Origin of the sequence: Nonomuraea sp. NPDC005692, assembly GCF_040631115.1 — a bacterium.
In the GTDB taxonomy this organism is placed as follows: Bacteria; Actinomycetota; Actinomycetes; order Streptosporangiales; family Streptosporangiaceae; genus Nonomuraea.
The window spans coordinates 1-20,741 of record NZ_JBEXYU010000057.1; the positions used below are offsets into that span (position 1 = coordinate 1).

Sequence of the window (20,741 nt, forward strand, 5' to 3'; positions counted from 1 at the left end):
CTGCGGCAGGTCGCCGCCGAGCGCTGCGCCGCCGCGGGCATCACCCTGCGCGTCCCGCCGCCCCGGCTGTGCACCGACAACGGAGCCATGATCGCCGCCGTCGGGGACCTGCTCATCGCCGCCGACACGCCGCCGTCGCCCCTCGACCTGGCGGCCGATCCCTCGGCGCCACTGACCAGAGCCTCACTCACCCCCAGCCGTAGCTGACCATGGGGTCCCGACCGCCGGCTCGACGACGACCGCGAGGGCTGCCTGTCGGTCCCGGGCTGCTCCGCCCCGCTGCCCCGCCCCGACCGGGCCGTCTGCGACGGCTTCGACGTCAGCGGCGCGCCGGTCACCGTGCACGGCACCGGGCTGCCGGCCCGATGCCTGCTGATCCCCGAGACGGCAGCGTTCGAGACCGCCCAGCACCTGGTCAGCCTCGCGGCGGGAGAGACGCCGTCACGCTGGGCGGCCGGCGGCTTCCGCGATGCGGTCGCGATCTGGCTGGCGGCCTTCTCCCATGTCCTGACCCGCCTGCCGGAGGGCGCCCTGTTCCCGGTCGGCGACCTGCTCATCGAGGCGAGCGTCTGCCTCGGCATCGCGCCGGCGGCCGCGGCGACCGCCGTGCGGCTCGCACCCGGACGACAGGCTGCCATGGCCGCCGTGGTGGTCCAGCTGGCGATGCTGCCCCTGCCGTACCTCTGGATCGTCTTCGCAGGGCACGACCTGCGGCGCTGACACGTCGCACTGTCAGGCTGAAGTTCCTCGCGCCGCGCTTCATGGCCATCCGGTACGCCTACCTGCGTCGGGCCGGCGGCACCGAGTCCGTCGCGCTGCTGGAGCTTGCCGATGGCGTGGAGAACCCGCTGTCCCGGAAGACGCTTCCCGTACGAACTGGCTCCCGGCCGAATAGCGCCGAAATCCTTGGCCGTTCACCGCGGCAAGTTACACACAGCGGATCAGCCACCCGAATCGCCCTGAACACTGGGCACGATGGTGGTTGAACGTCGTCCGACGCGCGATGGCAGCCGACCATCTGACGCACCACGGACAGCCCAGCCTGACCGGCGATGGCCAGACCCGCCTCGTTCACGCCTCCTGCCATCTCGGCCACCTCGCCCGCCTGCGCAGGAGCCCGGCACAGCACACCTGAATCGCCCCTCGCGGCTTGCTTGAGCCGTGTGCCGCGACGAGTGGCACGCACGGTTCTGAGGGGCCCCGGTGCAGCGATGCACCGGGGCTACCCAGGCGAGGAGGATGCCGTGCCGCGTTCGCCGTGGAGCAGCCGGGCAGGGGCGAACTCGTAGAGGTTCGACATCCTCGCCGGCACGCGAGAACTGATCCGTCATCCACAGAGAAGATCCCGTTTCACGTGCGTTTCACGCACGTAGGCCGCGTAGACGGCCTCGTAACGGCGGGCGGAGGCCGACAGGGCGGTCATGCCGGACCCGCCGTGGAAAATGTCCGGGGCGTGATAGGTCGTCACCTCCACGCCCTCCCGCAGGAGCTGTTGGGCGTAAGCCTGACCCGAGTCGCGCAGCCGGTCGAACTGATTGGTCATGATCATGGTCTTGATGCCGCGCATGCCGTCCGGGATCGCCGCGCGCAGCGGTGAGGCCGCGAGCAACTGCTCGGACTGGGGAGCCCCGCCGAACAGGTGCCGACGGGCCAGTGCCATGTCGGCGGCGGTGGGAGTGCAGCGCGGGTCCATCTCCGCCTCGTAGATCGCATCGTCGAGCCAGTCGGTCAATGGCACGCTGAGCACTTGGGCGACCAGCTCGGGCCCGTCACCGGCCGCGCACCGCAGGGCGACGACCGCCGCCGCGTTCGCACCCGCGCTCTCCCCGCCGATCGACAGCGACGAGGAGTCGAGGCCCAGTTCCGCGCTGTTGGCGGCAAGCCAGGCCGTCGCCTCCGCGCAGTCGTCGATCGGAGTCGGGTAGGGATGCTCGGGCGCCAGCCGGTAGTCGACCGAGACGATCGCGACTCCGGACAGCTTGGCGAGCCAGCGGCTGTGGACGTCGGACAGCTCCACACTGCCCAGCCAGTAGGCGCCCCCGTGGAAGAACACGTGGGTTCCGACCGCGCCTTCGCAGCGGTAGATCCGCGCGCCGATCGTGCCACCGTTGACCGGGATCTCCAGATCCTCGGTGGCGACGCCCTCGGGGGCGGGTCTGACCACGAACTCGAGCGAGGCCTGCCATAGCCGGGTGATCTCCTCGCGCTGTTCGGCGACGCTTCGCACCTGGCCGAGCGGTTCCGAAGCCATCATCACGCGGAGCACCTCGCCCAGAGGTCCCTCGACCTTGCCTGCTCGGATGGACATCACTACCTCTTCCGCTCGGCCGGTAACGCGATCACCCTAGCCTACCGAGTGCTTGGTAAGTATGCTCGCGGCATCTTTCCGAAAGGATGCCGATGCCTGATCAACTCCAGGGCCGTAGGGCGGGCGTCACCGACCGCGAGCCGGCCCAGGCTCTCGCGCGGGTCGCCCACGCCGAGTTCGGCTCGGTCGAGCCGCTGTGCGACAACGCGGGCGTGCCGCTGTACGGCGGGGGCGGCACGTGCTGAACACCGCCTCCACCCACGCCTTCCTGCCCGACCCGGGCTTCACCGCCCGCTACAGCGCCACCGAGCACGCCATCGCCGGGTTCTCCCTCGGCCTGCGGTCCGGGCCGGGGCCAGACGGCATCGGCGTCACCGTCCTGTGTCCCGGCCGGGACACCCGAATCCTCGACTCCCGGTGCAACCGCCTGGGCACCTTCGGCCGGCCGGCGGCCGAGCCGTTCGGGGCCGGCTCCATCCCGATGGCTGTCGAGCCCCAGGTCCGGGAGCTGCGGCAGCTCGCGGGCGGCGACGCACTGGAGCGCGATGCCCCGCACTGAGGAAGCCCTGCCCGTCTCACTGCGGCGGCTCTTTCTCACCGTGCCCTTCGTCGGCGCCGCCGCGCCCTTGGCCTACGCCGTCTCCGGGTACTTCCTACCGATCCAGGTCCAGGCCATCGACAACGGCGCCAAGGTCGGGAACCTGGCCCTCATCAACACCCTGAGCGCCTGCGCGGCGATGGTCGCCCAGCCCGTCATCGGCCTGCTGTCGGACCGGACCCGCACCCGCTACGGCGCCCGGACGCCGTGGATGGTCGCCGGCGCGGCCGTCGGCGTCGCCGCGCTGCTGCTGGCGGGCCGGGCGAGCACCGTGGCTCTGCTGATCGCGGCGATGACGCTGGTCCAGTTCGGCTTCAACGCCTTCCAGGGCCCGCTGGGGGCGATCATGCCGGACCGGGTGCCCACCCGGCTGCGGGGCCGCTACTCGACGCTGATCGGGCTGGGCCAGATCCTCGGGGCGATCCTCGGGCCGGTCCTGGCCTCCCTGTTCGTCAGCCGCATCCCCGCCGGCTACGCCACCTTCGCGGTCGTCGTCCTGGCGGTCATCCTGCTGTTCGTCGTGATCAACCGCGACCCCGGCAACCTGGACCTGGCCCGCCCGCCCTTCTCCGCGGTGGCCTTCTTCACGGCGTTCTGGGTCAGTCCCGCACGCCATCCCGACTTCTTCTGGGCGCTCCTGGGCCGCTTCCTCATCTTCGGCGGCTACTACATGGCCCTCACCTACGGCTTCTACATCGCCCAGGACTACCTCGGCCTCGGCGCCGAGGAGGCCGCCAGGCTGACGCCTCTACTCGGGCTCGCGGGCCTGCCCGGCTTCCTGGTCGCGATCGTCGTGTCCGGGCCGCTGTCGGACCGGTTGGGCAGGCGCAAGCCGCTCACCCTGATCGGGGGACTGATCATCTCCCTGTCGGCGCTCATCCCGCTGCTGATGCCGACCGTGACCGGCATGTTCCTCTCGGCGATCGTCGCCACCATCGGCTTCGGCGTCTTCATCTCCGTCGACCAGGCCCTGGTCTCGGAGATCCTGCCCAGCCGCGACGACTTCGCCAAGGACCTGGGCGTGCTCAACCTGGCCGCGACCCTGCCCAACACGGTGGCCCCTGCCGCGGCCGGGGCCGTCGTGTCGGCGTTCGGCGGGTACGGCCCGCTGTACGGCGCGGTGACGATCGTCACGGTCCTGGGCGCACTGGCGGTTCTGCTGATCAGGGGGGTGCGTTAGGGTCGGCGGGTGGCCAGGACACGTGACGCCGAGCGCGCCGGGGCGGCGCGGCGGGCCAAGATCCTGAACGTCGCCCTCGATCTCTTCGCGGCCCGGGGCTACCGGGGCACCTCGATCGCGGCTGTCGCCGAGGCGGCCGGGATCACGCAGCCGGGCGTGCTGCACCACTTCGCCAGTAAGGAGGCACTGCTGGCCGAGGTGCTGGCCGAGCGCGACCGGCAGGTCCTGCTCGCCGCCGGCAGCGACCGTGTGGCCGAGGGGCCCTACCTGGTGTTCGCCCTGGAGATCGTGCACGACATGCTCGCCCAGGCCCGCGCCAACCGCGAGCTCACCCGTCTGGGGCACCTCGGCACGTTCGGCTCCGACGACGTTCCCGAGCTGGCGCGGGAGTGGGCCAGGCGGCGCGTCCACACCTTCCGCACGGACCTGGCCACGGTGATCGCGCAGGACATCGCCGCCGGTCGCGTGCGCGCCGACGCCGACCCCGTCGCGACCGCGTCGATCATCATCGCCGCGATCACCGGGCTGGAGGAGCAGTGGCTGCTGGATGAGTCCTTCGACATGCTGGCGGCGATGGACGCCTTCACGCGGGTGCTCTGCCGCGACCTGCTGATCGAGGGCTGATCAGGTGGACGAGCGCGGGATCAGGCGGAAGTGCCGGCCGTCGGTGTCCAGGCCGTACCTTCTGCCTTCGAGGGCCGCCAGCACCGCGTCGGCCAGTTCCCGGCCCAGCGCGTGGCTGTCGAACGCGATGGTGGTCAGCGGCGGCCCGGCCAACCGTGCGGTCGGCATGTCCTCCACCCCCACGACGGCCAGGTCGCCAGGGGCGGCAAGGCCCCACTCGCGCAGGCCGGCCAGGACGGCGACGGCGACCTCGTCGCTGTAGGCGCACACCGCGCTCACACCCTCCTGCCGCCAGCGGGCCACGGCCCGCGCCGCGCTGTCGGCCTCCAGGTCCACGGTCAGCACCGGCGGCGGCGCCAGCCCGGCGGCGGCGCAGGCCTCCCGCACGCCGCGCAGGCGCTCGCTCGCGATCGGCCCGGCGAGTGCGAGGCCGGAGGTGGCGTAGCCGATGCGCCGGTGGCCGCCGGCGATCAGGTGCTCGGCCTGGAGGCGGCCGACCTCGCGCTGGTAGCCGGCGAGACTGTCGGTCTCGGCCGGCAGCACCACGTCGGCGCCGGCCTCGTACAGCGCGGCGGTGGTGGCGGCGTCGAAGGGCTCCAGGCCCAGGACCGCCGAGGCCGCGACGGCGGCGCAGACATCGGGCAGCGGCCGTGTGCCCTCGCCGCCCAGGTGCAGGACGAGCGTGAGCCGCCTGGCCGCCAGCGCGGTGGCCAGGCCCTCGACGAGGCTGGTGACGGTCGGCCCCTGCGTCATCGAGCGCAGCGACAGCAGCACGATGTCGCTGCGTCCGGCCGCCAGGGCGCGGGCCGGGGCGTGCGGCCGGTAGCCCAGGCGCTGGGCGGCCTCCAGCACGCGGCGCCTGGTCTCCTCGGGGATGGACTGGCCTGGCCGGTCGTTGAGCACGAAGCTCACCGTGGTGCGGGAGACGCCGACGGCCCGGGCCACGTCGGCGCTGGTGACCCGCCTCGCGGCTTTGGCCATGCGCCCCTCCCGTTATCAAACCTTGGCTTGCCCTTGCGGCAAAGCCCCATGTTAGCGTGCTAACGCGCGTTGGTAACGCGCGTTAGTGGAGGGGCAGAGATGGGCTTTCCCAACGGTTTCCTCTGGGGTACGGCGACCGCCGCCCACCAGGTCGAAGGAAACAACGTCAACAGCGACTTCTGGGTGCTGGAGAACACCGCAGGAACGATCTTCGCCGAGCCCAGCGGCGACGCCTGCGACCACTACCGGCTCTACCGCCAGGACATCGCCCTGCTGGCCGAGCTGGGACTGACCAGCTACCGCTTCTCCCTCGAGTGGGCCAGGGTGGAACCCGAGCCGGGCAGATACTCCCGGGCGGCCCTGGCCCACTACCGCGACGTGCTGGACGCCTGCCACGAGCACGGCCTGACCCCGATGGTCACGCTGCACCACTTCACCAGTCCGCGCTGGCTGATGAGGCTCGGCGGCTGGAGCGCCCCCGGCACCCCCGAGCGCTTCGCGGCCTACTGCCGCACGGTCATGGCCGAACTCGGCCCGCTCATCCCCTACGTGTGCACGATCAACGAGGCCAACATCGGCCCCGTCGTACGCCAGGTCGCCGGCGACCTGTTCGAACTGGCCCCAGTCGGGCTCGGCGCCTGGATGGCCGCCGCCGCCCACGACCTGGGCACCACCCCCGACCGGGTCAAACCGTTCCTGTTCGCCTACGGCCAGGCCGCCAACGAGGTGATCATGCGGGCACACATGGCCGCCCGCACCGAGATCAGAAAAGTCAGCCCGGACACCCGCATCGGCCTCACCCTCGCCCTGCAGGACTACCACCCCGAGCCGGGAGGGCAGGAGCGGGCACGGCAGATGTGGCGCGAGACCTTCGAGGACTTCCTGCCCGCCCTCGACGGCGACGACTTTCTCGGCGTGCAGAGCTACAGCCGCATGCGCGTCGGCCCCGACGGCCTCCTGCCGGTGCCCGACGGAGCCGAGGTGACCCAGATGGGCTACGAATTCCATCCGCGGTCGCTGGAAAACGTCATCCGCGGCGCGGCCGTCGCCGGCCTGCCGGTGATCGTCACCGAGAACGGCATCGCCACCGCCGACGACACCCGCCGCACCGAGTACGTCCGCCAGGCCCTGGAAGGCGTACGGCGCTGCCTGGCCGACGGCATCGACGTGGGCGGCTACTACTACTGGTCGGCGCTGGACAACTTCGAGTGGATGCTCGGCTACGCCCCGACCTTCGGCCTCATCGCCGTCGACCGCGACACCCAGACCCGCACCGTCAAGGACAGCGCGCGCCACCTGGGCGCGCTCGCTCGCACGAACGGGGAGGCCCTGTGACGGCATGCCTGGCCGGCCGCCGCCCCTACCTGTCCGCCGCCCCGATCCGGCACCTGTGACCAGCTCGTGGGGATCGGCCCGGCCACCTCTGCCCTTTCTGTGGCAGTGATCACAGAACTGGCCGATCGGTCAGGATTTGACCGATCGGTCATGTACTGTGGCGCACATGGCGCGCAACAGCTCCGGCTTCCGCAGAGAGATCCTCGAAACGGCGTCACGGTTGTTCGCCGCCACCGGCTTCAAAGCCACCTCGCTGCAGGACATCGCCGGTGAGGTCGACTGCTCCAAGGCGGCGTTGCTGTACCACTTCAACGGCAAGGACGCGATCCTCACCGAACTGCTGATCCCCGCGGCGGAGGCGCTCGCCGGGCTCGACGCGCGGCTGGGCGAACTGGAAGGCGAGGATGCCGTCCTCCCGGCCGTCGAGGGTTTCGTCGACCTCATGCTTCGATTCCGGCGCGAGCTCAAGATCATCTATGACGACCTCCCCGAGATGCTCCGCCATCCGGCACTGGCCGGGGTGCCGGACAAGATCGACCGGCTGGTCGACGCGTTCGCCGGCCGCTCCACCGATCCCAAGGCTCGCGTGGCCGCGCTGATGGTGCTCGGGGCCGTGCCCATCGTCGGCGTGAGCCCGGTCCCGCTGCCGGATGACGAACTGCGCGCCGTCACCGTCCGCTGCGCGCTGCGCACCCTTGACCATGATCCCAACTGCCCCTGAGAGGGACCACCGTTCCATGGCAACACTGCTCTACCGGCTCGGCCGCGCATCCTTCCGGCACCGGCGGCTCGTGCTCGCCCTGTGGATCGCCGTACTGGCGGCCCTCGGCGCGTCGGCCGCGGCGTTCAACGGCCCGACGGCCGGCAACTTCACCATCCCGGGAACCGAGTCCCAGCGCGCCCTGGACGCCCTGGCCGAACAGTTCCCGCAGGCCGCCGGAGCCACCGGCACGATCGTGGTCGCCGCCCCCGACGGCCAGGCGCTGACCTCGGCCGACAACCGGGCCGCGGTGCAGGCACTCACCAAGGAGGCCGCCGCGCTGCCGGGCGTGGTCGCGGCCCTCGACCTCTTCCAGGTCGGCTCCCTCTCCCAGGACGGCCGCTACGCCCTGGTGCAGGTGCAGTTCGCCGAGTCCGGAGACAAGGTGACCGCCGCCCAACGCACCGCATACGGGAACAGCGGAAAGAGCGCGCAGGCGGCCGGTCTGCGGGTGGAGCACGGCGGCGAGGTGATGACGGCCGAGCCGGAGATCGGCGGGACCGAGGGCCTGGGCGTCGCCGTGGCGGCCGTCGTTCTCCTCATCACCTTCGGCTCGCTCGTGGCCGCGGGGATGACCCTGCTCACCGCGCTCATCGGCGTCGGCGCGGGCATGGCCGGGCTTTTCGCCCTGAGCAGCACCGTCGAGTTGACCAGCACCGCCCCGGTCCTCGCCCTCATGCTCGGCCTGGCCGTCGGCATCGACTATTCGCTCTTCATCACCTCCCGCCACCGGCAGAACCTGCTTGACGGGCTCGACCCGGAGGACGCCGCCGCCCGCGCCGTGGGCACCGCGGGCTCGGCCGTCGTGTTCGCCGGGGCCACGGTGGTGATCGCCCTCGCGGGCCTTGCCGTGGTCGGCATCCCGTTCCTCACCGTGATGGGCCTGGCCGCCTCGGCCACCGTGGCCGTCGCCGTGCTCGTCGCCATCACCCTCCAGCCCGCCCTGCTCGGCTTCGCCGGACTCCGGGTACTGCCCCGCAAGCAGCGGGGGACCGCTCACGACCCCGCCGCGACGCGCCCCGGTTTCGGGTTCCGCTGGGCGTACGTCGTGACCCGCTTGCGGGTGCCGTTCATCGTGGCCGGTGTGCTCCTCCTGGGCGGCCTGGCCGTACCGGCCGCGCAGATGCGCCTCGCGCTGCCCGACGCCGGAACGGCGGCGCAGGGCACCACGGCCCGTCAGGCGTACGACCTCATCAGCGAGGGTTTCGGGCCCGGCTTCAACGGCCGGCTGGCCGCGGTCGTCACCGGCGACTCCGCCGAGGCCACGACCCGTGCCGCGAAGGAGGCCGCCGCCGCGATCCAGGCCACCAAGGGAGTGCTGGCGGTCACGTCGCCGCAGCTCAACGCCTCCGGGACGACCGCCCTGCTGGCCGTCGTCCCGGCCACCGGCCCCACCGACGAGGCCACCGAGACCCTCGTCCACGACATCCGCACCAGGGTCGCGGACATCGGCGACGTCTCCCTGACCGGCCAGACCGCGATCGGCATCGACGTCTCCGAGAAGCTGTCCGACGCGCTGCCCGTCTACCTGTTGCTCGTGGCGGGCCTGTCGGTGCTGCTGCTGATGCTGGTCTTCCGTTCCATCCTGGTCCCGGTCAAGGCCGCGCTCGGCTTCCTGCTCACCGTGGGCGCCACCTTCGGCGTCACCGTCGCGGTCTTCCAGCAGGGATCGCTGAGCGGCCTGCTCGGCGTCGACACTCCCGGGCCGCTGGTCAGCTTCCTGCCCATCCTGATGATCGGCATCCTGTTCGGCCTGGCCATGGATTACCAGGTCTTCCTGGTCTCCCGGATGCGCGAGGACTTCGTCCACGGCGACACCGCACGCCAGGCGACGATCTCCGGGATGGGACACGGCGCCCGCGTCGTCACCGCCGCCGCGCTCATCATGATCTCGGTCTTCGGCGGGTTCGTGCTCATGGACGACCCCATCATCAAGTCCATGGGCTTCGCCCTGGCCCTCGGCGTGGCCGTCGACGCCTTCGTGGTGAGGATGACCATCGTGCCGGCCGTGATGTCGCTGCTGGACGACCGCGCCTGGTGGCTGCCCCGGTGGCTCGCGCGCGTACTGCCCGACGTCGACATCGAGGGTGAGCGGCTGCGCGAGCACCTCGACCACGCGACCCCGGACGCCGCCGCCAAGGTCTGAACACCCGAAGGTGTACGGCGACATCGCAGCCGGTCGGCATCCTCCTCCCGAACGTGTCCCTGGCCCCAAACTAAGCTGATCTGCGCAGGTCAACCGGCTTCCGAGAAGATCGTGTTCTCAGGAGCGGAGACGGTCACGACTTTGAGAACGCGCACGGCTGAGAGGCAGAACCCCAGCTCGGCACCTCTGTGAGCAGGGCTATGTCGCTAGTGGGCGGCTGGGGCCACCTCCGAGAGAAGGACGCCGACCACCGCAGGCCGGGGGGGAAGACTGACGAGTTCCAGGCCGTGAACGCCGGGGAACACCGCCAGACCTTGCCCGGCGAGTCGAAACAGGGCGACCACAGGGCGGCCAAGGGAGGGCCAGTAGCCGTGACCGACACCGCGAACACCACTCGCGTGCACGTCTGCGTGGAGGAGGTGGTCCGCCTCCTGAACGACGCGGAGGGCTACGCGTTCGTGTCAGTGGATGAGAAGTTGGCCTATCTGGAGGACCGGGCTCAACTGCTTCACCAGTTGGTCGACGTCTTCGGTGACGAGCGCGGCCGCTACGTCGCCCAGGACGCCGATGACCGCGCCGAACGTCGTAACGGCCGTACTACGCCGCCTCTGGGTCGCTCAGAAAGTCGACAGGCATATACGCAACGTATGACTCAACAGACACAGCGTCATCAGAGCGACACAACCGTTACCAAGCCCCCGAGACCCGTCCACTCCGCGCACGAGTGGCCAGGAGCACGTGCGAGACTGCGACCCTGAGATGCTCGGCGATGTGATCTTCACCTTGTCATTCATGGCGCTTGCGTCCACGGGAGTAGTGTACGAGTTTGACCTGGTCACAAGCGTGGCGGCCGTGAAATGGAGACGGCCATCGCGTGATCCTTCGAGTGCGAACAACGAAGGAGATCAAGGCGATGGCCGCAGACAACAGTGTGACGCCCGATCAATGGCTGGCGAAGCAGATCCAGACCGATGAGCCCGACGTGTTGCGATCCATGGTCAAGACCATGGCCGAGGCGTTGATGTCGCCGAGGCCGACACCTCCGCTGGCGGTCGGCCCGCATCGGCAGCCTGAGCTCCTTACCCAACTCGGTGATCGTTTCCGGTCACAGCACCAGGTCGGCGAGCTGGGTGCGGGCCGGCATCTGCAATGCCAGGTACGTCCACGAGACGTCGCGGCGGCCGTGCGGATCGACGCGCTCAGCGAGATGGATCAGGTCCAGGCCATGCGTACGGGCCAGGCGGATCGTCTCCTGCGCGGAGACGGCGAACATGCGGCGGCCGTCGGGGACGGGGCCGTGACGCAGGGAGAGCACCACCCGCCCGCCGGGGGCGAGCAGACTGACCAGGTTGGGCATCGCCGCGGCCCGCTCCTGCTCATCCAGGTGCATCCAGACGGCGGTCAGCAGGACGAGATCGAAAAGACGTTCTTCCTCGCGTAGTCTCGCCAGGTCCGGCAGCGCATCATCGACCCACTCCACAGCCTGGTCGGCATGGAGGCGCTCGCCCAGGGCACGTAGTTCAGCCGTGGGCTCGGCGGCGACGACCGTGTGACCGAGGGCAGCCAGCGCCGCCGCATCGCGGCCACTGCCTGCTCCGACGTCCAGCACCCGGCTCGGCCGCGCCGGAAACACGTGCAGCACCTCCCGGTGCACCTCCGCGAACGTGACGCTCTCGTACTGCTCGGCCAACATCTCGGCCGCTTCGGCGTACCCTGCGACGGAGTCCAACCTTTTGTCCTTGTTCACGCGGTCTTTGTTCACGCGTCGAAACTTATCGGGGCATGCTGACGGCCCACTGTCCGAGCGCGTGAGTTGGTCGCGTAGCGACCGGCCCAGGTCCGTCAGCGCGTACTCCATGCGCGCCGGCGCCGGTCCGTACGATGTGCGGCTGACCAGGACGCAGCGCCGGATCGCATGCAACGCCTGCTCAACAGCGCCCGCTGGGACCCGCGCCAAGTACGCGTCGACCTGCGTGAGTACGTGATGAACCATCTCGGCCACCATGACGGTGTGCTGATCGTGGACGAGACCGGCTTCCTGAAGAAGGGCGACAAGTCGGCTGGGGTACAGCGCCAGTACTCTGGCACCGCGGGCCGGGTGGAGAACTGCCAGGTGGGAGTTTTCCTGGCCTACGCTTCCCCGCTCGGGCGGGCACTGATCGATGCTGAGCTGTATCTGCCCAGGTCCTGGACCGACGATCGTGACCGCTACGCCCGGGCCGGTATCCCGGCCGACGTGCCCTTCGCCACCAAGCCGGCGCTGGCGCGTACGATGCTGACCCGCGTGCTTCAGGCCGGCGTGCCGGTGTCGTGGGTCACCGCAGATGAGGCTTACGGCCTGGACTTCAAGTTTCGGCGTTTCCTGGAAGAACACCGCCTCAGCTACGTGGTGGCGGTGCCCAAGAGCCAATGGGTCGGCACCGACTGGGGCGGGGATCGTGCCGACACCGCCACCGCCCAGGCCCCCGCCGAGGCGTGGAAGCGCCGCTCCTTCGGCCGCGGCGCCAAGGGCGAACGGGAACTGGCCTACTACCTGTGCTACGCCCCGGCCGGCACCAGCCTGGAGGACCTCATCGCCGTCGCCGGCAGCAGGTGGCTATCGAGGAATGCTTCCAGAGCGCCAAGAACGAGACCGGCCTGGACCATTACCAGGTTCGCCGCTTCGACGCCTGGCACCGTCACATCACGCTGGCGATGCTCGCCCACGCCTTCCTGGCCGTCACCGCCGCGCATTTCCCAAAAACCCAAGCGAGCTGGTCCGCCTCACACCAGTCGAGATCCGCCGTCTGCTGGCACACCTGACCAGCACTCTCATCCGCCCGCTCGCCCAGGTTCTGGCCTGGTCCCACTACCGACGCCTCCATCAGACCCGCGCCAGGGCCAGCCACTACAGGAGACATCGGCTGAAACATTTCGAAAGCTCGCTGTAGTACTAGCTGGCGCCGCTCCTCAGCAACGCCATCAACTGGCCGGTCGCGGCGCGGGCGCGGGCGGCGATCTCGTCGTCGTCCGGCCGCCGGACGCCGTGGAGCGCGTCCTCGAACAGGTCTCTGCCGAGCATCGCGACGAACGTCGACGCCATCTCGCGCGGCTCGGCGACCGTCCAGCCCTCGCTCGGGGCCCAGTGGCCGAGGTAGCGCGCGAGGACGCCGACCCTGACCTCCATGACCTGGCGGTAGCGCGGCCCCAGCTCGGGGAAGCGCGGGGCGTCGCGCGTCACCACCCGGTAGAGCGCGAGCTCGGTCGGCGAGAGCACCCTGCTCAGGTAGTCGATGCCCGCCATCGGCAGCGCGACCCGCGGCGGCTCGGACAGCCATGGCAGGTCGGCGTGCTCGCCCTCCGGCCCCTCGGGAGCCGAGCAGGCGTCGTGGATGACGGCGCTGAACAGCTCGTCCTTTCCGTCGAAGTGGCGGTAGACGGTCTTGATCGACACGCCCGCGGCCTCGGCGATGCGGTGCATCGAGGTCTCGGCGTAGCCCGTGTCGAGGAACGCCTCGCGCGCGGCGTTGACGATCGCCGTGCGTTTGCGCTGCATGAGCCGCGCCTTGGGGTTGTCGTCGGACCAGCTTCGCAAAGGACCTCTCCGTACGAGCGGCGTTTGACACCAGCATACGACAACGCTCATTGTTACACGTACGACAACGGTCGTTGTTGTTTGCCGACCCCGCTGGGAGAGACCCATGATCGCGCGCTGGACCGAAGACGACATCCCCGACCAGACCGGGAGGGTCGCGGTCGTCACCGGCGCGAGCAGCGGCCTCGGCCTGGCCACCACCAGGGCGCTGGCCCGCAAGGGCGCCCGCGTGATCCTCGCCGTACGCGACGAGGCCAAGGGGCGCCGCGCGGTCGCGGAGCTGGGAGGACCGGGCTCCGCGCTGGACGTGCACCGCCTCGACCTGACCGACCCCGGCTCGGTGCGGGCGTTCGCCGAGCGCCTCCACGCCGACCTCGGCCGCCTCGACATGCTGGTCAACAACGCGGGCCTGATGGCGCCGCCGCGCACGCTCACCGCCGAGGGCCACGAGCTGCAGTTCGCCGCCAACCATCTCGGCCACTTCGCGCTCACCGGCCTGCTGCTCGACCTCCTCGCCAAGGGCGACGCCCCCCGGGTCGTCACGGTCACCTCGGCCAACCACCGGCAGGGGAAGATCTTCTTCGACGACCTGACCGGCGAGCGCGCGTACTCGCCGATGCGGTTCTACAACCAGTCCAAGTTGGCCAACGCCGTCTTCGGGCTGGAACTGCACCGGCGGCTCGCGCGGGCGGGCAGCCCGGTGCGCAGCGTGCTCGCCCATCCGGGCTACGCCTCCACCAACCTTCAGACCAGCGCGCCGGTCGGCCTGGTGAAGCTGCTGTTCGGCCACCTTCTCGCGCCCGTCGCCCAGTCTTGCGCGCAGGGCGCGCTCCCCCAGCTCCACGCGGCCACCGCACCCGGCGTCGAGGGCGGCGAGTTCATCGGCCCCGGCGGCATGGCCGAGCTCCGGGGCGCCCCCGAGCGGGTCCGGCCGGCCCCCGCCGCCGCCGACCCCGAGACGGGCCGACGGCTGTGGGAGCTGTCAGAACGCCTGACGGGTGTGCGGTTCCCCGTCTGAGCCGTCCCTAGCTGTACTGACCTGGCCGGCCAGGGCCTCGGTGACCTGGCAGGTGTTCTGCGCGGCGACGCGGGCCGGCATACGGGCGTTAGCCGCGCTGGCAGTGCGCTTATCGCGGCATACCGCCCTGCGCCTGCTGCTGCGTCTGCCGTTGCCCGCGTTGCGGGTGCCCCGTGTGCCGGGCGTGGACGACTTCGCGCTGCGCCGGCGTCATCACTACGCCACCGTGCTCATCGACGCCGAGACCTGCCAGCGTATTGATGTTCTGCCCGGCCGCACCGTCGATGTGCTCGAGGATGGCGGTGCGCTCGACGCCGAGGTAGCCCAGCGGGTAGACGTGCCAGAAGATCGCCCGCTCAACCGAGGGCGCCGGCGGGCGGCCGACCGGCCTGGGCGGCGCTTTTCGGTGGAGCCTTGCTCGATGGCCAGGGGGGCAAACCAAGTAAGGTCGAAGGGTGGCGGACGCGGTCGCGGAGAGCGCGGCCTTGCGCCTCGTCGGCGTGTCCGGCTACGAAGGCATCGTGGCGCACGAGGCCACACCGGCCGCCCTGCGTAGCATCAGGCACTACCTGCGAACCCTCGGCGGGCTTACCCGGCAGTTCGATGCCGAAGGCCGGTTCAAGCCGGCGGAGGAGATCGTGGTGAGTGCGGGCGGGAGCGCGTACTTCGACATCGTGGCCGAGGAACTGGCCGGGCCGTGGCTCCTGTCCCCGCCGACGCGCGTCCTGCTGCGCAGCGGCGCATATGTGACCCATGACGACGGCTTCTATGCCGGGGTCAGGCCGTCCGCACGCGGCGTGACGGCGGACGCGCTGCGACCCGCGCTGTTGTTGTGGAGCCAGGTGATCTCCCGCCCTGAGCCGGGCCTGGCGCTGCTGGACTTCGGCAAGAGGGACGCTTCCTTCGATGTGGGGCTGCCGGTCCCCCGCGAGATCCGCCGTTCGGATGGCTGCTCGATGCCGGGCGAGGGGCTGAAGGTCGTATCACTCAACGATCAACACGCCTTTGTCGCCGTAGCGGGAGACACGCAGCTCCAGGTCGGCGACTGGGTGGGCTGCGGCCTCTCGCACCCCTGCACGGTCTTCGACAAGTGGCCTTTGATCCCCGTGGTCGAGGACGGCGTCGTCGTCGACCACATCCGTACGCTGTTCTGAGGTGATGGACTCGTGAACCACACCTTCCGGGGCCCCCGGGTCGTGGACGGCAGCGGCCGGCCCTCATACCGCGCCGACGTCGTCACGAAGGCGGGCATGATCACCGAAATCACGGAACCCGGGCAGGCAACGGCGGGCGCCGGACGCGTGATGGACGTCGACGGGCTCGTACTGGCGCCGGGTTTCATCGACATGCACGCGCACTCCGACCTCGCCCTCCTCACGGACCCGCATCATGTGGCGAAGGCGGCGCAGGGTGTGACGCTCGAGGTCCTCGGTCAGGACGGCCTCGGCTACGCGCCGGTCGACGACACGACTCTCCGGCAATTGCGGATCCAGCTCGCCGGCTGGAACGGCGATCCAGAAGATGTCGACTGGGACTGGCGCACCGTGGGCGGCTACCTCGACCGGCTGGACGAGGGCATCGCGGTCAACGCCGCCTACCTGATCCCGCATGGGACGGTGCGCGCGCTCGTCCTCGGCTGGGAGAACCGGCCACCGACCAGCGGCGAGCTCGACATGATGCGCGAACTCGTCGCCGAGGGAATGCGGCAGGGAGCCGTCGGCATGTCGTCCGGCCTGACCTAGCCGCCCGGCATGTACGCCGACACGGAGGAACTGGTGGAACTGTGCCGCGTGGTCGCGGCCCACGGCGGCTACCACAGCCCGCACCACCGCAGCTACGGCCGGGACGCCCTCGCCGCCTACGCCGAGATGATCGAGGTGTCGCGGCGTTCAAGCTGCCCCCTCCACCTCGCGCACACCATGATGAACTTCCCCGACAACGCCGGACGCGCCGCCGACCTCCTGCGCCTGATCGACGACGCCCTCTCCGACGGCTGCGACATCAGCATGGACAGCTATCCCTACACCGCAGGTTCGACCACTCTTGCCGCGTTGCTGCCGAGCTGGGCGGCCGAGGGCGGTCCGCAGGCGTTGATCGACCGGTTGCAGGACCTCCCGGCTCGTATGCGGCTCCGACGGGATCTGGAAGAGCGCGGCTCCGACGGGTGCCACGGCGTACCGGTCGACTGGAGCACCGTCCGGATCAGCGGTGTCCGGGATCCCGCCAACCAGCCCTACGTGGGCGCCACGCTCGCCGATCTCGCCGCACGGGAGGGACGAGCGGCCGGGACGTGTACTTCGACCTGCTCGTCCGCGACCGGCTCGGCACCACATGCCTCCAGCACGTGGGGCACCTTCCCTCGCCTTCTCGGCCGTTACGTCCGTGCACTCAACCTGCTGACGCTGGAGGAATGCGTCGCGAAGATGACGTCACGGCCCGCCCGCCGCCTCGGGCTCGCCACCCGTGGCCTGGTCAAGCCCGGCTACCTGGCCGACCTCGTGCTCTTCGACCCCGAAACGGTCGGCGAGGTGGCGACGTACGACGAACCTCGGCGGCCCCCGCGGGGCATCCCCTTCGTCATGGTGGCCGGCACCTGGGTGATCGATGAGGGGCGGCCCACTGGTGCCCGGCCCGGCCGTTCCGTCCGCCGGCTCCGCTGAGCACCCTCCTTGGCGGCGCGAGACCATCCTGCTGTGGACCGTCGGTTCCTGCGCTGAAGGGCAGGCAGGGCCGTCACGGCTGTGCACGCGAGAAGCGGCCCGGGGTGGTGTGCTCGCCGGCGACGGTCAGCTGACGTAGACGAGGGCAGTGCGCTCCGGGCCGACCAGGAGGAGGCATGAATCCCCTTCGCCGCACAGAACCTCGTCGAGGGGGAACTTCTTGGCGAAGGCGAGTCGGGGTCCGGAAGTGCCGGTGACCCCGGTGGCGATCGTCTCGTAGAGTGCCCCCTTCCTCACGAAAGTTCTTCAGCGAGGGTGAGCCCGAGGACGATGCGAGGTGCAGGCTGGTTTCGGCTCGAACATGACGGGATAAATCAGGCTCGATAACGATCGCCAGCGCACTTTACCAGGTCGTGGTGCTCGATATCGGCCCCTATGTCAACCGGCCGGCCCCGCTTCTCCGTCCGCCGCCTGACCGCCGCCGTCCCCCGCCGCCACCACGCGCAGCGTCTGCCAGCCTTCCGCCGTCACCTCCACCCGCCAGCATGGCGGCCACACCCGCCGCACGTACGCAGCCACCGGCGCGATCCGCACACCGGTCAACTCGGCCGTCTCCAGCCCTGACGCCTCGTCGAACCGGGCGTCGCCGGAGAAGGTCGCCTTAGCGAACCGGGCGTCGCGGGAGAAGGTCGCCCTATCGAACCGGGCGTCACGGGAGAAGGTCGCCCCGTCGAACCAGGCGGCGCGGGAGAAGGTCGCCACGCTGAACACGGCGTAGCGGGTGAAAGTCGCCCCGTCGAACACGGCGGTGCCGGAGAAGGTCGCCACGCGGAACATGGCGTCGCCGGAGAAGGTCGCCCCTTCGAACCGGGCGTCACGGGAGAAGGTCGCCCCGTCGAACCAGGCGGTGCCGGAGAAGGCCGCCCCGTCAAACCGGGCGGTGCCGGAGAAGGCCGCCCCGCCGAACTCAGCCGTGCCCATGCGGCAGGTGCGGAGGTCGAAGTCGATGAGGACGGCGCCGGTGAGGTCGAGCTGGATGTCTGGCCAGTGGCGCGGGTTGCGGTCGGGGTGGCGGGAGGGCCACCGGCGGCGTGGGGCAGAGGAGTCGTCGTAGTGCAGGTGGGCGGTCAGGATGCGCTGGGCGGTCAGGCGAACCTGGCGTTCCTCCTGCGGATCGTGGCCTGTCGCCGGGGCGGAGACGCCGGCGACGGTGGCGCGCGGCACAGCGGGTCCGGCCGGATCGGTCCCGTCCGGCGGCGTGTACGGCATGCGCAGGTAGGAGCAGATCACGTCCACGATCGTCTGCCGCAGCACCGGGGTGTCCTGGGCCAGGCGCTCCAGTGCGTACAGGCCGGCCAGCCGGACCGGGGCCTGGGCGTTGCCGAGTTGCTCGGCGGCCTTGGTGTAGAGCTCGGTCACCCGGCGTTCGGCGGCGTCATGCGTGGTGTGCGCGGTGGCCAGCTCCTGGTGCCGCTGGCGGCGCACGGCCAGCAGCAGCGTCATCGCGGCGCCGACGCCGGCACCGGCCGCCAGCGAGGTACGGACAGCCTCGATCCGGGCGGAGACCTGCTCGGGAACGGGCAGCGTGCCCAGATCCTGCAGCAGCCAGGCGCTGACGCCCCAGACCGCGGCACCGACCAGCAGCGCCGCAGGAAGAGCCCACCACCACATCGAACGCGGCGGCCGCAGCTCGGGAAGAGGGGCGGACGGGCGGGGAGAGCGTCGGAAAGGATCCACGTAGGCGATTCCGCTCCTGGTGGCACACCGTTACGAGGTGGGGACCCACTCATCATCGGGGCATCTCTGACCTGAGGTAACACCCGCCGCTTGGGGCTCATCGCACGGACCCGAGCGAAGGGCCGGCCTACGACTCCTTGGCGTCGATGAGGGTCTTGTGGACGACGCCGATGGAGACGCCGACTCCGGCGGCGATGGTGCGGATGGATTCGGCCCTCCGCTCCCGAACGTGCCCCCAGCCGCCATCCGGGCCGGTGACCCGGCAGAACAGCGGTTCTGCCCGGTCAGTGCCCGGGCGCGGCCCATTTCTGCCATATTCCGGTGGCCCCTCTTTTGGAATCATCGACACCGACCGGCGAAGATCTCGACGAGGAATGAGTCACCATGACCGACCCCCTACGCGACGGCGACCCGGCTCACATCGGCTCCTACCGGCTGCACGCAAGGCTCGGCGGGGGCGGGATGGGAGAGGTGTTCCTGGGCCGCTCCCCGGGCGGGCGCCTGGTCGCCGTCAAAGTGGTGCGCCCGGAGCTGGCCGACAACAGCGACTTCCGGCGCCGCTTCACGTCCGAGGTGGACGCCGCCCGCAAGGTCGGCGGGTTCTACACCGCCCAGGTCGTGGACGCCGACACCGACGCCGTCCGGCCGTGGCTGGCCACCGCCTACATCCCCGGCCCCTCCCTGCACCGAGCCGTCGACGAGCACGGGCCGCTCCCGGTGGAGTCGGCCGCGGTGCTCGGCGCCGGGCTGGCCGAAGGACTCGCCGCCGTGCACGCCTGCGGGATGGTGCACCGCGACCTCAAACCCGGCAACGTCATCCTTGCTGAGGACGGGCCTCGCCTGATCGACTTCGGCATCGCCCGTGCCCTGGACGGCACCAGCCACACCCAGACCTCCACGGTGCTGGGCACCGCCGCGTTCATGTCCCCCGAACAGGCCATGGGCCGGGAGGTCGGGCCGCCCTCGGACGTGTTCTCGCTCGGCTGCGTGCTCGCCTTCGCCGTGACCGGCCGCAGCCCCTTCGGGACGGGGCCCGTCCACGCGGTCGTCTTCCGCGTGGTGCACGCCGAGCCCGACCTTCAGGGAGTGCCCGCCCCCTTGGCCGCTCTGGTGGCGGCCTGCCTGGCCAAGGACCCCGCCGCCCGGCCCAGCCTGGAGCAGGTACTGACCCAGCTCACCGCGCTCGCTTCGCCCGACCAGGGGCGGTGGCTGCCTGAGGCGCTCACCCAGGTCATCGCCGACCGCCGGACCCTGGCGCTGACCACCCTGCACGACCTGGCCACCACGACCGACGGCGGCGGCCCCCGAACGATGTTCGCTAACCCCACCATGTGCACGTTCCAGACGTTCAACATCGGGCACTACCTGACGGCGGTCGGCGGTGGAGGCCAGACAGGAGACGTGATCCACACCGACGCCACCGTGGCGCGCTCGTGGGAGCGGTTCACGCTCGTCGACGCGGGCGATGGCGTGAACTTCGGGATCAAGACGGTGACCGGTCATTTCCTCGCGGCGGTCGGCGGTGGAGGCCGGACCGCCGATGTCATCCACAGTGACGCCACGCTCCTGCAGGCGTGGGAGAAGTTCGCCCTGATCCCGCAGGGCGACGACGTGTACGCGATCCGGACCATCACCGGTCATTTCCTCACGGCGGTCGGCGGTGGGGGCCGGACCACCGATGTCATCCACAGTGACGCGACCCTGGTGCAGTCGTGGGAGAAGTTCCGCGTACGGGCATGGTCCGGCGGCTCGTTTACCGGGACCGGATTGGCGGGCCGCACCATCTCATTGCGCTGACCTGCGAAGTTGCGCCGTCTGGG

18 protein-coding genes and 4 pseudogenes are annotated in these 20,741 nt (G+C 70.6%); 16 read left to right on the plus strand and 6 right to left on the minus strand.

What is annotated here, in order from left to right:
- Positions 1-207 (plus strand): annotated as a pseudogene (locus ABZ459_RS51015) (tRNA (adenosine(37)-N6)-threonylcarbamoyltransferase complex transferase subunit TsaD); the annotation flags it as partial.
- 30 nt (positions 208-237) lie between these two features.
- Positions 238-720 (plus strand): annotated as a pseudogene (locus tag ABZ459_RS51020) (peptide deformylase); the annotation flags it as partial.
- A gap of 607 nt (positions 721-1,327) precedes the next feature.
- Here the strand turns inward: ABZ459_RS51020 and ABZ459_RS51025 are convergent.
- Complete coding sequence (locus ABZ459_RS51025; RefSeq protein WP_357988271.1) at positions 1,328-2,308, minus strand: alpha/beta hydrolase fold domain-containing protein; 981 nt, start codon at positions 2,306-2,308, stop codon at positions 1,328-1,330.
- Positions 2,309-2,400: 92 nt separating this feature from the next.
- Here ABZ459_RS51025 and ABZ459_RS51030 point away from each other — a divergent pair, with 92 nt between their 5' ends.
- From ABZ459_RS51030 to ABZ459_RS51045, 4 genes are read left to right on the plus strand one after another with little or no spacing between them, the layout of a single operon-like run.
- Positions 2,401-2,553, plus strand: a complete 153-nt coding sequence (locus tag ABZ459_RS51030; protein ID WP_357988274.1) for a hypothetical protein — start codon at positions 2,401-2,403, stop codon at positions 2,551-2,553.
- A complete protein-coding gene (locus tag ABZ459_RS51035) occupies positions 2,547-2,867 on the plus strand; it encodes a hypothetical protein (RefSeq protein WP_357988277.1) in 321 nt (106 codons plus the stop codon). The genes ABZ459_RS51030 and ABZ459_RS51035 overlap by 7 nt, the downstream gene beginning before the upstream one ends.
- A complete protein-coding gene (locus ABZ459_RS51040; RefSeq protein WP_357988280.1) occupies positions 2,854-4,086 on the plus strand; it encodes an MFS transporter in 1,233 nt (410 codons plus the stop codon). Before ABZ459_RS51035 ends, ABZ459_RS51040 begins: the two co-directional genes overlap by 14 nt.
- 9 nt (positions 4,087-4,095) lie before the next feature.
- The gene (locus ABZ459_RS51045) at positions 4,096-4,710 is read left to right on the plus strand and encodes a helix-turn-helix domain-containing protein (protein ID WP_357988283.1); all 615 of its coding nucleotides are present in this window, start codon (positions 4,096-4,098) and stop codon (positions 4,708-4,710) included.
- On the opposite strand, the gene ABZ459_RS51050 is transcribed toward ABZ459_RS51045, so the two are convergent.
- A complete protein-coding gene (locus tag ABZ459_RS51050) occupies positions 4,711-5,691 on the minus strand; it encodes a LacI family DNA-binding transcriptional regulator (protein ID WP_357988286.1) in 981 nt (326 codons plus the stop codon).
- Positions 5,692-5,790: 99 nt separating this feature from the next.
- Between ABZ459_RS51050 and ABZ459_RS51055 the strand changes: the two genes are divergently transcribed.
- The 3 genes from ABZ459_RS51055 (at position 5,791) to ABZ459_RS51065 (ending at position 9,932) form a co-directional block, all read left to right on the plus strand.
- Positions 5,791-7,026: a family 1 glycosylhydrolase gene (locus tag ABZ459_RS51055; protein WP_357988289.1), complete on the plus strand. Its 1,236-nt coding sequence runs from the start codon at positions 5,791-5,793 to the stop codon at positions 7,024-7,026.
- A 166-nt stretch (positions 7,027-7,192) separates the two neighbouring features.
- Positions 7,193-7,747, plus strand: a complete 555-nt coding sequence (locus ABZ459_RS51060) for a helix-turn-helix domain-containing protein (RefSeq protein WP_357988292.1) — start codon at positions 7,193-7,195, stop codon at positions 7,745-7,747.
- A 16-nt stretch (positions 7,748-7,763) separates the two neighbouring features.
- Positions 7,764-9,932, plus strand: a complete 2,169-nt coding sequence (locus ABZ459_RS51065; RefSeq protein ID WP_357988295.1) for an MMPL family transporter — start codon at positions 7,764-7,766, stop codon at positions 9,930-9,932.
- Positions 9,933-11,037: 1,105 nt separating this feature from the next.
- On the opposite strand, the gene ABZ459_RS51070 is transcribed toward ABZ459_RS51065, so the two are convergent.
- Positions 11,038-11,937, minus strand: coding sequence for a class I SAM-dependent methyltransferase (locus ABZ459_RS51070; protein ID WP_357988298.1), 900 nt, complete (start codon positions 11,935-11,937; stop codon positions 11,038-11,040).
- Here ABZ459_RS51070 and ABZ459_RS51075 point away from each other — a divergent pair.
- A pseudogene (locus tag ABZ459_RS51075) lies at positions 11,830-12,734 on the plus strand (IS701 family transposase); the annotation flags it as partial. The gene ABZ459_RS51070 and the pseudogene ABZ459_RS51075 sit on opposite strands and share 108 nt — an antisense overlap.
- A 130-nt stretch (positions 12,735-12,864) precedes the next feature.
- On the opposite strand, the gene ABZ459_RS51080 reads toward ABZ459_RS51075, so the two are convergent.
- Complete coding sequence (locus ABZ459_RS51080) at positions 12,865-13,506, minus strand: TetR/AcrR family transcriptional regulator (RefSeq protein ID WP_357988301.1); 642 nt, start codon at positions 13,504-13,506, stop codon at positions 12,865-12,867.
- 106 nt (positions 13,507-13,612) lie between these two features.
- Between ABZ459_RS51080 and ABZ459_RS51085 the strand changes: the two genes are divergently transcribed.
- From ABZ459_RS51085 to ABZ459_RS51105, 5 genes and pseudogenes are all read left to right on the plus strand, one after another.
- On the plus strand, positions 13,613-14,524 hold the full coding sequence (locus ABZ459_RS51085; RefSeq protein WP_357988303.1) for an oxidoreductase: 912 nt from the start codon (positions 13,613-13,615) through the stop codon (positions 14,522-14,524).
- 94 nt (positions 14,525-14,618) lie between these two features.
- Positions 14,619-14,801 (plus strand): annotated as a pseudogene (locus ABZ459_RS51090) (ISL3 family transposase); the annotation flags it as partial.
- A gap of 178 nt (positions 14,802-14,979) precedes the next feature.
- Positions 14,980-15,678, plus strand: coding sequence for a hypothetical protein (locus tag ABZ459_RS51095; RefSeq protein ID WP_357988306.1), 699 nt, complete (start codon positions 14,980-14,982; stop codon positions 15,676-15,678).
- 12 nt (positions 15,679-15,690) lie between these two features.
- Entirely contained in the window at positions 15,691-16,266 is a 576-nt protein-coding gene (locus ABZ459_RS51100; protein ID WP_357988309.1) for an amidohydrolase family protein, read from the plus strand.
- Positions 16,267-16,275: 9 nt separating this feature from the next.
- Complete coding sequence (locus tag ABZ459_RS51105) at positions 16,276-17,184, plus strand: amidohydrolase family protein (protein WP_357988312.1); 909 nt, start codon at positions 16,276-16,278, stop codon at positions 17,182-17,184.
- Between the two features lie 126 nt (positions 17,185-17,310).
- Here the strand turns inward: ABZ459_RS51105 and ABZ459_RS51110 are convergent, their stop codons facing one another.
- Entirely contained in the window at positions 17,311-17,481 is a 171-nt protein-coding gene (locus tag ABZ459_RS51110) for a hypothetical protein (protein ID WP_357988315.1), read from the minus strand.
- A 141-nt stretch (positions 17,482-17,622) separates the two neighbouring features.
- Positions 17,623-18,921, minus strand: coding sequence for a pentapeptide repeat-containing protein (locus ABZ459_RS51115; protein ID WP_357988318.1), 1,299 nt, complete (start codon positions 18,919-18,921; stop codon positions 17,623-17,625).
- 384 nt (positions 18,922-19,305) lie between these two features.
- On the opposite strand from ABZ459_RS51115, the gene ABZ459_RS51120 reads away from it, so the two are divergent.
- Positions 19,306-20,718 carry a protein kinase gene (locus ABZ459_RS51120; RefSeq protein ID WP_357988321.1) on the plus strand — a complete coding sequence of 471 codons (1,413 nt, stop codon included), beginning with the start codon at positions 19,306-19,308 and terminating at the stop codon, positions 20,716-20,718.
- Positions 20,719-20,741 lie beyond the last annotated feature (23 nt).